Below are 11,214 nucleotides of genomic sequence, written 5' to 3' on the forward strand. Positions count from 1 at the left end.
GATCGGGGAGATGCCGGGGTTTACGCAGCAACGGCCGCCATGGATGCATCCAAGTGCCCATCGCCTGCGTACAACCCGGTGACTGCACAGCCGCCTTGGGCCACCCATGTCCACCCGTCGCACCGTCATTGCCCCTGCGGCCGCCCCTGCATCGCCAGCTCCGCGGGCCCTGTGGACGGGGTGCACTGATGCCGCGCATGCGCGCGAAGGCCGAGCTGCCGCAGCGCATCTGCGCGGCCTGCGGGCGTGCGTTCGCGTGGCGCCGCAAGTGGGCGCGCGACTGGGAAAACGTGCGCTACTGTTCGCGGCGTTGCCGTGGGCGCAACTGAGGAACGACGTCATGGGCAAGCGCATTCTGCTGGTGGGCGCCACCGGCCTGGTCGGCCAGGGCGTGCTGCGCGTGCTGCTGGGCTCGGACCAGGTGGAGGCGGTGAGCGTGCTGGTCCGGCGCCCGCTGGCCTCGCCCGATCCGCGCGTGCAGGTGCTGCTGGCGCCGGAGTTCTCCGCCGGGGCGCTGGCCGCGATCGACCTGCGCGACCACGACGCCTGCCTGTACTGCGCCGGCCCGATGCCGCTGGGCCTGTCGGAGGCGGCGTACCGCGAGGCGACCGTGGCGACGCTGGAGCGGGTGCTGGCGGCGTACGCCGGCGCCAACCCCGGTGGCTTCGTGGCGTACATCTCCGGCATGGGGGCCGATGCCGGCAGCGCGCTGATGCCGCTGCGGGTCAAGGGTGAAGCCGAGCAGGTGCTGGCGCGGAGCGGGCTGGCCCACACCAGCGTGCGCCCCGGCGTGGTCCGCCCGGTGCACGGCACGGTGTCGCCGCACCGGCTGCGCCGCGGCCTGTACGCGCTGGGCGACCCGCTGCTGGCGCTGTTGGCCGGCGCCTGCCCACGGGTGTTCACCACTACCGAGGCGATCGGTCGCTGCCTGCTGCGGCTGGTGATCGCCCCCGGGCCGCGGCCGGCAGTCGTCGAGAACGTCGATATCGCCGCCCATGCCGGTTGACCGCCAGCGCGGGTGGCTGGCCCGGGTTGCGTGGCAGCCGCTATCCTTCGCCCACCCACGGCGCAAAGAACCCACCGCATGAACTCCACCGACACGCGCGCCGGCTGCGCCCTGTGCGTCGACGCGCAGCCGCTGGATTTCGAGTTCAGCTATGCGTTCCAGCCGATCGTCGATGTGCGCGCGCGCCGCATATTCGCGCATGAAGGCCTGGTGCGCGGCACCGCCGGCGAGCCGGCCGCTTCGGTGTTGTCGCGGATCACCGCGTCCAACCGCTATGCGTTCGACCAGGCCTGCCGCGACAAGGTGATCCAGACCGCGTCGCGGCTGCAGATGGGTTCGTACCTGTCGATCAACTTCCTGCCCAACGCCATCTACCGGCCCGAGCTGTGCATCCGCTCCACGCTGCGCGCGGCGCGGCGCTACGGCTTCCCGGTCGAGCAGATCATTTTCGAGACCGTGGAGGGCGAGCAGGTAAGCGATGGCAGCTGGCTGGCCGAGATCCTGAGCGAGTACAAGCGGATCGGCTTCAAGACCGCGATCGACGACTTCGGCGCCGGTTTCGCCGGGCTCACCCTGCTGGCCGACTTCCAGCCGGACATCGTGAAGCTGGACATGGCCCTGATCCGCGCGATCGACCAGAGCCCGCCGCGGCGCGCGATCGTCGCCGGCGTGGTCGCGATGTGCCGGGAGCTGGGCATCGAGGTGATCGCCGAAGGCATCGAGACCGCGGACGAGGCGCGCTGCCTGGCCGACCTCGGCATCGGCTTGATGCAGGGCTACTGGTTCGGGCGCCCGCAGTTCGAGCGCATCGCGCATGAGGCGGACATACCGTGGGTCGCCTGAGTGATGACGGGCAGGCGCTGGACCTGCTTGGCGCCGTCAGTCCCGCGGTGCTTGCCCACGCCGTCGACCAGAGCACCAGCGCGGTGCTCATCACCGATGCCGGGCTGGAGGGCGGCGGCCCGCTGATCGTCTACGCCAACCCGGCGTTCTGCCGCATGAGCGGCTACCGGCCGGAGCAGCTGCTCGGCCGCAGCCCGCGCCTGTTGCAGGGTCCACTCACCGACCGGGCGCTGATGGCCTCGCTGCGCCGGCACCTGCAGCAGGGGCTGCCATTCGCCGGCAGCACGGTCAACTATGCCGCCGACGGCCGTGCCTACACGGTGGAGTGGAGCATTTCCCCGGTGCGCGACGCCAGCGGTGCGATCGCGTATTTCGTGTCGGTGCAGAACGACATCAGCGCGCGGATTGCCGCCGAGCAGGAACGCCGGCTGCTGCTGCAGGCGCTGGATGCCGCGATCGACCCGATCCTGATCACCGGGCGCGACACCGGCGTCGTGTTCGTCAACGAAGCCTTTGCCCGGCTCACCGGCTATGCGCCGGAGGAGATCCTCGGGCAGTCGGCGCGGATGCTGTACCCGTCGCACCAGGACCCGCTGTTCTACCGCAACCTGCGGGTCTGCCTGCGTGAGGGAAAGCCGTTCCGCGCCACCTTCACCTACCGCCACAAGAGCGGCCGCCAGATCCACGTCGAGCAGAGCATCGCCCCGGTCGGCGACGGCCGTGGCCGGATATCGCATTACATCAGCACCGGCAAGGACGTCAGCGAACGCGTCGAGCGCGAGTGCCGGCTGATGGAGATGGCGACCATCGACTCGCTGACCGGGCTGTTGAACCGGCATGCCGGCGCCGAACAGCTCTACGGGCTGGTCGCGCAGGCGCAGGCGTCGGCCCGGCCGCTGAGCGTGATCATGGCCGACATCGACCACTTCAAGGCCATCAACGACGTGCACGGGCACAAGGCCGGCGACGACGCGCTGGTGTGCGTGGGCCGGGTGCTGAAATCCTGCGTGCGCGCCGACGACCGCGCCATCCGCTGGGGCGGCGAGGAGTTCCTGGTCATCCTGCCCGGCGCCACCCTGGCGCAGGCCATGGAGCTGGCCGGGCGCCTGCGCCAGAAGGTCAACACGACTCGGGTCAATGAGCTGGACCTGTTCTCGCTGTCGATCTCGGCCGGCGTCGCCGAGATGGCCACGGGCGAGAGCGCATCGGAACTGCTGCGGCGCGCGGATCTGGCGATGTACCGCGCCAAGCGCCAGGGCCGCAACGCCGTCAGGTGCTGAGCGCGCGGCAGCGCACCCAGGTCCGCACCGGGCATGGGCCGGCCCGGGCGGTTGCCGCGGCCATGCGCCTGCTGCGCGGTCTGGAGACGGTCGCCTGGCGGCGCCGCGCCGGCTCAGTGCGCCGGATGCCCCGGCGCGCCGGGATCGCGTGCCAGCTGGGTGAGCATGCGCATGTGCTGCTTGGCCCAGCGCGCGCCCCAGCGCATGCCGGCGCTGGCCGAACGCACCGCAATGATCGGCAGCGGGCGCGACGGCTCGTGCAGGTAGACCTCCACGATCCAGCCGAGGTTGCGCCGGCAGATTTCCAGCACCTTGACCCCGCCCAGGCACAGGCGTTTGCGATCGGGTTCCTCGACCCAGTGGAACGGCGGGGGAAGGCGGCTCGGGACGGCTTTGACCATGGCGGGTTCCTCCTGTGGCTGCGCGGTACCCCGGCCGGGGGCAGTGCCGGCCGCCTGCCAAGGGCGCACCGGCTGCCGCCGACCCTGCCGCCGTCCGGACGCCGCGCGGGCCATCGCGGGGGGCGGCCGGTACCGCGGCATCAGGGTAGCGGGGGCCGCCGTTACCCCGGCGTCGATGCGCGCGCGGGCGATTTCACGCCGCAGCCGTCAGCTGACCACCAGCACCCAGGTCGCATTCGAACCGCTGAACCGGTAGCGCAGGCCCTCATGGTCGATCTGCCGGGCCAGGTTGCCCTGCGCATCGACCAGCACATGCAGGTCGACAAGGACGCCCGTGCCGGCGTTGGGGCATGGCACAGCAGTGTCTCCAGGGGCACGCGCTCGGTCGCCAGCACGGTGACCGCGCGGCGCTCCGCCCCGGGTCCCTGCAGGAACATGTTCACATCTTTCAAGGGCACTCTCCTGCGGGGCGACGGGCCCCGGGTCATGGTGGCGTTGCCCCGTCGCGGCCGGGCAGGGCCGGCGGCAACGGCGTGGGTGGGCCGTCGCGCGGGCGCGCGACGACGGTCCCGGCTCCCGCAGGCGGGAACAGGGTTTGCATCGGGTCTGTCTGGAGGCCCGCCCCGTGCGGCGCCATGCATCTGCGGATGGCCGGAAGTGCGCACGGCGGGGGCCGGAACCGGCGGCAGATGCAGGGCCCGGCGCGTGCCTGTGTGCGGCAGGGCGCCGGGTGCGGGGAGGCGTTGTCCGGTGTCGAGATATACCCGGATTGGCGTTAAGAGAAAGGGACGACACGGCGGGTGCGCCGGTAACGGGAGCGGGCATGGTGGTCAAGGCGGGTGGGGCCGGCACGGACAGGTGCGTTGACGGCCGCGTGGCCCGGACGGCGCGTAGAATCGCCCGGGTGGTACAGGATCCTGCCGGTGGCATTGACGCTCGGCGGTACGGCGGGAAGGCCGTTCGTGGTGCGTTGCCGGGGCCGGTTGCTGGCGCCGGCGAACTGGGGTTCGGGCCGGGCAGGGGCGGTGATATGGACGATGGCGGGGCGATGACAGTCCACGGCGGCACGCTGGCCAGCGGCCGCCGGTGCAGCGCACTGGCGGTGCCTGCAAGGGCTGCCCATGCACAATGACGCCCCGCTACCCGCAGCTGACGGCGGGATGCCGCGCTCCCTGTTCGCCACGCCGCTGTGGGCACTGCTGGTGCTGGTCACCGGCCTGGCGCTGACGGCGCGGGTGGCGCTTGGCGAATGGCGCGGCGAGCGCGAACGGGTGCAGTCGCTGCAGCGCTCGCTGGCCGATGCCGCGCCCGCGCGCCTGCGTGAACCGCTGGCCGGCGCCGCGCTGGGGTTGCGGGCGATGCAGACCGTGCTGCTGGCGGGCACCGCGCAGCTGGACCAGGGCACCTTCGACAGCTACCAGCGCAACCTGCGTTCGCAGGAGTGGATCCATGGCTACGTGCTGATCGCCTTCGCGCAGCGCCAGGTGGACGCCGCTGGCCAGGCCACCTACCGCTACCAGTACGTCGCGCCGCTGGAAGGCAACGAGGTGCTGGTCGGTTTCGATGTCGCCCGGCAACCGGAGAACATGGAGGCGCTGCGGCGCGCGCGCGACGCCGATGCGGCCGCCCTGTCCGCGCCGTTCCCGCTGCTGCAGTTCCGCGGCCAGCGGGCGGCGGGCGACATGGGCATCACCGTGCGCCTGCCCGCGTACACCCCGGGCGCCATGCCGGCCACGGTCGCGGAACGGCGCGCGCGCGAGCTGGGCGCGCTGGCGGTCAGCGTGCGCCTGGAGCCGATGGTCCGCCAGGCGCTGTATGGCCGCATCCTCGACCACATGGACGTGGAGATCCGCGACCTGGGCGCATTGCCGGCGCATGCGCGGGTGTTCGCCAGCGCGCCGGTGCCGGCCGACCCGGCGGCGCTGCAGGTGCGGCGCATGGAATTCGGCGGGCGCACGTGGGAACTGCGGCTGTGGCCGCGCGTACCGATGGGCGAGTGGGCGCAGCTGCGGTTGATCGTGATCGGCGGCAGTTCAATCAGCGTGCTGCTGGCCCTGTTCCTGTGGTCGCAGGCAAGCGTGCACCGCCGCGCGCTCGAACTGGCGCGGCGGATGAGCGCGCGCTTCGGCGAAAGCGAGGCGCGGTTCCAGGCCCTCAACGAGATGCTGCCGGCGCTGGTGCTGGTGGCCGACGCGCGCGACGGGCGCATCACCTACGCCAACCGCGCGGCCAGGGCCCAGCTCGGCGCCGTCGCCGGCGCGCCACTGGAGGGCCTGTTCGCCGATGCCGTGCACGGTCGCGAGGCGGTCGCCGCCACCCGCGCGCACGGCGCATGGAGCAGCCAGGAGGCATTCGTGGTGCGCGGTGCCGATGCCGCGCTGTGGGTGAATGCCTCGCTCGCCATGCTGGAGATCGACCACGTGCCGCACCTGCTCATGGTGGCCGGCGATACCAGCGCGCAGCGCGAGATGACCGAGCGCCTGCGCTACCAGGCCGCGCATGACGAGCTCACCGGGCTGTGCAACCGCCGCGAGTTCGAGCGCTGCCTGCGCCAGGCGCTGCTCGACCGCGACGCCGCCGGCGAGGGGGCGTTCGCGCTGATGTACATCGACCTGGACCAGTTCAAGCTGATCAACGACCTGTCCGGGCATAGCGCCGGCGACCAGTTGCTGGTGCAGCTGGCGCAGGCGATGCGGCGCCACGTCCGCGATGGCGACCTGCTGGCGCGGCTGGGCGGCGACGAGTTCGGGCTGCTGGCGTCCGGCGTGGACCAGGCCCAGGCCGACCTGCTGGCCGAGCAGGTGCGCGCGTGCATCGAGCGTTCGACGTTCTGCTGGCTGGGACGCAGCTACACGGTGAGCGCGAGCATCGGGCTGGTGCTGGTCGACCAGCCCGGATGCACCCTCAAGGACCTGCTGGCCTGGGCCGACACGGCCTGTTACCAGGCCAAGGAAGACGGCCGCAACCGGGTGCGGGTGTACCGCGACGACGCCGACGCCACCCGGCGCATGGGCGAGATGGAATGGGCCAGCCAGCTGCGCCGGGCGCTGGAGCAGGACCGCCTGCTGCTGGACTACCAGGAGATCGTGCCGTTGTCGCCCGGCGCCGAACCGGTCACCCGCGTGGAGCTGCTGCTGCGCATGCGCACCGACGACGGCAGCGTGATCGCGCCGGGCGTGTTCATGGTGGCGGCCGAGCGCTATGGCCTGATGCCGGCGGTGGACCGCTGGGTGATCCGCACCGCGCTGGCCAATTTCAATGCCCTGCATCCCTGCGGCGAGCGCCTGCAGAGCTGTGCCATCAACCTGTCCGGCGCCAGCCTCGAGGACGAGGGGCTGGCCGATTTCATCCTCAATGCGATCGCCCGCAATGGCGTGCCGCCGCAGCGGCTGTGCCTGGAAATCACCGAAACCGTGGCGGTGCGCGACCTGCTGCGCGTGGTGCGGGTGATCGAGCGCCTGCGCGCAGCCGGCTGCCGCATCGCGCTGGACGACTTCGGCGCCGGCATGGCCTCGTTCGGCTACCTGAAGAACCTGCCGGTGGACGTGATCAAGATCGACGGCAGTTTCGTGCGCGACCTCGGCCGCGACCCGATGAGCCGGACCATCGTCGATGCCGTCACCCGCATCGGCCACCAGCGCGGGGCCCGGGTGGTGGCCGAGTGGGTGGACGACCTGGACACCCTGGACCTGCTGCGCGCGCTGGGCGTGGACAGCGCGCAGGGTTTCGCCCTGCACCGCCCGGAGCGGGTGCTGTTCCAGCGCGACAACACCGGGCAGCCGCCGCTGCCATGACGCGCGCCGCTCAGTCGCGGACCGCGAACACGCCGTCCAGTTCCGGGCGCGCGCGGAACCCGGCCTTGCCCAGGCGGGTGGCGACCTCGCGCGGCACGTCGCGGCCGCTGGTCAGCCGGTTGGGCATGCCGGTGTAATGGAACAGCTGGCCGCCGCGGCGCAGCACCCGCGCCAGATGGTCGTAGAACGCCTGCGAGTAAAGTTCGCCGGCGATGCCGAAGCGTGGCGGGTCATGCAGCACCGCATCGACCGAGGCGTCGGCGATATCGGCGATGGCCAGCGAGATGTCACCGTGGGTCAGCGTCAGGCGGCCGCCGGCGGCGGCCGCTGCCGGGTCCGGTGACCAGGGATTGAGCGTGCGCAGCCACAGCACTTCCGGACTCTTCTCGAACGAATGCACCGCCGCCACCCCGGCCTCCAGGCAGCAGGCGGCGAAATAGCCCATGCCGCCGCAGGTATCGAGCACCTGCTTGCCGCGCGGCGCGACCAGGGCAACCTTGCGCCGCGCGTCATCCATCGGCGACAGCTGCGCGCTGACCAGCATCTTGATGCCGTCGATCTCGAAGGTCGGCACGCCCCAGTCGGTCGGCACCAGCTTGTACAGGCCATTGCCGAACCGCGAGGCCGGCGCGAAATCCGCGCCGTCCCAGTAATACACGGTGCGGTCCTTGAGCCGCTCCGGCCACGGATAATCGTGGCCGCGCCACTGCCAGCGACCGGCCTCCAGCCGCACCGCGTCGGTGCCGCGGCCCAGGTCGAGCGAGCCGTTCCAGACCGCGTCGCCGCGTCGCTGCGCGTCGCGCATGGCGTCCAGCAGCGGGCGGGTGAGCAGGGGGCCGGAGTAGTGGGTCATGCGCTGGGAGTGCCGCGGAGCGGCACCGGTGCCGGAAAGGGCAGCCATCGTAACCCGGGCATCGGCGTGCGACGGCGATGGAACTCGCCGCCCGGCCTCCGGTCTGTAGTTGCCACGGTGCACCGCGGGGCTCCCGCCGCGTGCAGGTCTGCGATGGAGAGGCATGCACGATTCCCGCGTCAGCGAACCCCTGTCCCACCGCATCGGTGCCGGGCTGGCGACCGTGGCGATTCTCTGCCTGGCCGGCCGCGTGCTGTGGCAGGTGCCCGAACCCGCCGCGGAGCATCGGCAGCAGCGCCTGCAGGTGCGCTGGCTGGCGCGCGCGGCGGATCCGGTGCCGCCGCACTCGTCGCTGCCCGCCACGACCCGGGTGGCGGCGCCCGCCGTTGCGCCCCCGCCGTTCCCGCCCGATGGCCAGCGGCCGCCCGCGCCGCCACCGCCACCGGCCGCGTCATCGCCGCCGGTGCCCGCGGCCGGCGCCGCGCGTCGCCTGTACGCCGCCGATGGCGGGATCGCGCTGCCGGACGATGTCGCGGCGCGGGCACGCACCCCGGGCAAGGACGAGCAACTGTTCACCCACCGCGACGAACTGGCGACGGGCGTCGGCGAGCGCGCCACCGCCGGCCTGTTCTCGAAGCGTGCAGCCGGGACCCGGCAGTCACGCAGGGAGAAGTGGCTCTACGGCGAGGACATCCAGCCGGCGCAGGCGCGGCGCGCGCCGGATGTGGCGTTCAACCCGTCGTTGCACGAGCGCGCGTCCGACCTGGGCAGCGAAGCCACCGGCGATGCCTACAAGGCCGCGCCGATCCGCCATGAGCCGCTGCCCGGCCTGGATGGCGAGGCCAGCCGTCGCATCCGTACCGCCATCGGCGAGCTGGAACGGCGCTACCCGCGCTGCGACGATGCGGTACGCCGGCGCTGGTTCGGCAACGCGCTGCAGCAGCTGGACGCGCTGGAGCGGCTGGAGTACCGCTACCGCCATGGCGCCGACCCGGTCGAGGCCGAGCACACGCTGCCGTCGGCGGCCGACAGCGCCTATGACCTGGCAAGGCGCGCGCTGTGGGAGGCGGAACGACGCATGAAGACCTGCGGCTGAGCGAACGCGCCGGCGTGAGTCATGCCCGGGGCGTGATGGCTGCGCCCGGTTGCCTGCGGATGTCCTGCGCGGTGGCCCTCGCGGCGGGCCGCGACACCGCGCCGCGGCCCACCGGACAGGCCCTCTGGACAGTGCCCGGACGGCCGCGGGTCATTACCGGACAACTTCGCCAACTTCATGTTCCAGAAGGATTTTTGGTGCCGGCGGCTGTCTAGAATCGGCGCTCCTCCACCGCCTGGGATTGCGATGAAGCCGAGCCGCCTGTTGTCGTGCATGTTGTTCCTGGTCACCAGTTTCGGCTGCCACGCCGGGCAGGTCGGCGCCGCCGAGCCGCGGCCCGGCGTGACGCCGGGCTACAGCCACCCGCTGCCGCGCCATGCCCTGGTCGGCTACCTGCACAACTTCGACAACGGATCGGGGGTGCTGCCGCTCGGCCAGGTGGACGACGCCTGGGACGTGGTGGTGCTGGCATTCGCCGACGACATGGGCCAGGGCAGGGTCGCGTTCAATCCGGCGCCGGGGCTGGAGCGCACGCGCCTGGTCGCCGACATCGCCGCGCGCCGCGCGCGCGGCGGGATCGTGGCGCTGTCCTTCGGTGGTGAGCTGGGCAAGGTGACGTTGCGCACGCAGCGCGACGAGGACAACTTCGTGCGCACCACCGCGCAGGCCATCGACGCCTACGGGCTCGACGGCATCGATATCGACCTGGAGAAGGTCGCCGGTGTCGTGCACGGCGCACCGGTCACCGGCCACCTGGTCTCCGCGGTCAAGCGCCTGCATGCCATGTACCCCAACCTGTACGTGTCGATGGCGCCGGAGCACCCCTACGTGCAGGGCGGCTGGGTGTCGATGGAGGGCATCTGGGGCGCCTACCTGCCGCTGATCGACGGGCTGCGCGACGAGCTGGACCTGCTGCACGTGCAGCTCTACAACAACGGCGGCCTGCCCACCCCCTACCGCGCGGACAGACTGCCGGCCGGCAGCGTGGACATGATGGTGGGCTCGGCGAAGATGCTGATCGAGGGCTTCGCGCTGGCCGGCGGCAAGGGCCGCTTCCACGGCCTGCGCCCGGACCAGGTGGCGCTGGCCCTGCCCTCCGGCCCGCGCGCGGCCGGCACGGGCTACGCGCCGCCGGCGGCCATCATCCGCGCGTTCGACTGCCTGGCCCGCGGCACCGGCTGCGACACGCTCGAGCCGGCGCGGCCGTATCCGGACTTCCGTGGTGTGATGGCGTGGTCGATCAACTGGGACGTGGCCGACAACGGCGCGTTCTCGGTGCCGGTCGGCACCCACCTGCGCGCGGCGCGCGGCAGCCGCTGACCGCGCGGGCACGCAACCCGCCGCGCGGAGCGTGCCCGCGCGGCGCCACGTCGGGGCGTGCGGCCCGGGGCGGTACTCAGTCCGTCGCCGGCCGCAGCCGCAGCGCCGGCAGTGGAATGTGGTGCAGCAGCTCGCGCACCACCACCAGCGCGGCCGCGAAGCGCGGCTGCGCGGGCAACCCCAGGCTGTGCGCGGGAACGCCGGCCGCCACCCGCGCGAGCCGGTCGAAGACGTTCTCGACGTCGGCGATGGACAGCGTGGCCGCCGTGCCGGGGGCCGTCCACTGGCCGCCCACAGCGGCGCCAGCACCGGGTCGGCGCATTCCAGCAGCACCGGCGCCGGGTGGCGCAGCGCCGGGATCGCCGGCATCAGCGCATCCTCGACGCACTGGATGGTCTGCTCCAGCGCGCTGGGCTGCGGCGGAAAGGCGTGCAGCCCCGCCGCCAGCAGGTCCGCCAGCGACAGCGGCAGCACCACCGCGGCACCCTGCGGTGGCTGCAGCCGGATCGGGTTTTCCTGCAGGTGCAGTTGCAGATTCATGCATGACTCCGTGGGACGGGTGGCGATCCTGTCGGTGCCGGGTGGTTCCGTGGCCGGCGAGCGTCTATGGTGCCGGGTCCG

General features: G+C 72.4%; 11 protein-coding genes. 8 read left to right on the forward strand and 3 right to left on the reverse strand.

Going from position 1 to position 11,214, the window contains the following annotated elements; translation table 11 throughout:
* Positions 1-188 precede the first annotated feature (188 nt).
* The 4 genes from B1L07_01795 to B1L07_01810 all read left to right on the forward strand — a co-directional run bounded on the left by B1L07_01795 (position 189) and on the right by B1L07_01810 (position 3,129).
* Complete coding sequence (locus B1L07_01795; GenBank protein AUZ54072.1) at positions 189-329, forward strand: hypothetical protein; 141 nt, start codon at positions 189-191, stop codon at positions 327-329.
* 11 nt (positions 330-340) lie between these two features.
* Positions 341-1,006 (forward strand): hypothetical protein, encoded by a 666-nt coding sequence (locus B1L07_01800; GenBank protein ID AUZ54073.1) that lies wholly within the window; start codon positions 341-343, stop codon positions 1,004-1,006.
* A 78-nt stretch (positions 1,007-1,084) separates the two neighbouring features.
* Positions 1,085-1,849 carry a diguanylate phosphodiesterase gene (locus B1L07_01805; protein ID AUZ54074.1) on the forward strand — a complete coding sequence of 255 codons (765 nt, stop codon included), beginning with the start codon at positions 1,085-1,087 and terminating at the stop codon, positions 1,847-1,849.
* Positions 1,846-3,129 (forward strand): hypothetical protein, encoded by a 1,284-nt coding sequence (locus tag B1L07_01810; GenBank protein ID AUZ56402.1) that lies wholly within the window; start codon positions 1,846-1,848, stop codon positions 3,127-3,129. Before B1L07_01805 ends, B1L07_01810 begins: the two co-directional genes overlap by 4 nt.
* A gap of 113 nt (positions 3,130-3,242) precedes the next feature.
* Here B1L07_01810 and B1L07_01815 read toward each other — a convergent pair whose 3' ends face one another.
* Positions 3,243-3,530 (reverse strand): hypothetical protein, encoded by a 288-nt coding sequence (locus tag B1L07_01815; GenBank protein ID AUZ54075.1) that lies wholly within the window; start codon positions 3,528-3,530, stop codon positions 3,243-3,245.
* A gap of 1,160 nt (positions 3,531-4,690) precedes the next feature.
* Here B1L07_01815 and B1L07_01820 point away from each other — a divergent pair.
* Complete coding sequence (locus tag B1L07_01820) at positions 4,691-7,324, forward strand: bifunctional diguanylate cyclase/phosphodiesterase (protein AUZ54076.1); 2,634 nt, start codon at positions 4,691-4,693, stop codon at positions 7,322-7,324.
* A 10-nt stretch (positions 7,325-7,334) separates the two neighbouring features.
* Here B1L07_01820 and B1L07_01825 read toward each other — a convergent pair whose 3' ends face one another.
* On the reverse strand, positions 7,335-8,177 hold the full coding sequence (locus B1L07_01825) for an SAM-dependent methyltransferase (protein ID AUZ54077.1): 843 nt from the start codon (positions 8,175-8,177) through the stop codon (positions 7,335-7,337).
* A gap of 163 nt (positions 8,178-8,340) precedes the next feature.
* Here B1L07_01825 and B1L07_01830 point away from each other — a divergent pair, with 163 nt between their 5' ends.
* The gene (locus tag B1L07_01830) at positions 8,341-9,273 is read left to right on the forward strand and encodes a hypothetical protein (protein ID AUZ54078.1); all 933 of its coding nucleotides are present in this window, start codon (positions 8,341-8,343) and stop codon (positions 9,271-9,273) included.
* A 246-nt stretch (positions 9,274-9,519) separates the two neighbouring features.
* Positions 9,520-10,593, forward strand: coding sequence for a hypothetical protein (locus tag B1L07_01835; GenBank protein AUZ54079.1), 1,074 nt, complete (start codon positions 9,520-9,522; stop codon positions 10,591-10,593).
* Between the two features lie 76 nt (positions 10,594-10,669).
* Here the strand turns inward: B1L07_01835 and B1L07_01840 are convergent, their stop codons facing one another.
* Positions 10,670-10,888, reverse strand: coding sequence for a hypothetical protein (locus tag B1L07_01840; protein AUZ54080.1), 219 nt, complete (start codon positions 10,886-10,888; stop codon positions 10,670-10,672).
* Between the two features lie 47 nt (positions 10,889-10,935).
* On the opposite strand from B1L07_01840, the gene B1L07_01845 reads away from it, so the two are divergent.
* On the forward strand, positions 10,936-11,139 hold the full coding sequence (locus B1L07_01845; GenBank protein AUZ54081.1) for a hypothetical protein: 204 nt from the start codon (positions 10,936-10,938) through the stop codon (positions 11,137-11,139).
* The last annotated feature ends 75 nt before the right edge of the window (positions 11,140-11,214 follow it).

Source organism: Stenotrophomonas acidaminiphila (genome assembly GCA_002951995.1).
Lineage (GTDB): Bacteria > Pseudomonadota > Gammaproteobacteria > Xanthomonadales > Xanthomonadaceae > Stenotrophomonas > Stenotrophomonas acidaminiphila_A.

Coding starts and splice junctions, on each gene's coding strand:
- B1L07_01825 (AUZ54077.1), bottom strand. CDS start 8,177: ATGACCCACTACTCCGGCCCCCTGCTCACCCGCCCGCTGCTGGACGCC.
- B1L07_01830 (AUZ54078.1), top strand. CDS start 8,341: ATGCACGATTCCCGCGTCAGCGAACCCCTGTCCCACCGCATCGGTGCC.
- B1L07_01815 (AUZ54075.1), bottom strand. CDS start 3,530: ATGGTCAAAGCCGTCCCGAGCCGCCTTCCCCCGCCGTTCCACTGGGTC.
- B1L07_01820 (AUZ54076.1), top strand. CDS start 4,691: ATGCCGCGCTCCCTGTTCGCCACGCCGCTGTGGGCACTGCTGGTGCTG.
- B1L07_01795 (AUZ54072.1), top strand. CDS start 189: ATGCCGCGCATGCGCGCGAAGGCCGAGCTGCCGCAGCGCATCTGCGCG.
- B1L07_01835 (AUZ54079.1), top strand. CDS start 9,520: ATGAAGCCGAGCCGCCTGTTGTCGTGCATGTTGTTCCTGGTCACCAGT.
- B1L07_01800 (AUZ54073.1), top strand. CDS start 341: ATGGGCAAGCGCATTCTGCTGGTGGGCGCCACCGGCCTGGTCGGCCAG.
- B1L07_01805 (AUZ54074.1), top strand. CDS start 1,085: ATGAACTCCACCGACACGCGCGCCGGCTGCGCCCTGTGCGTCGACGCG.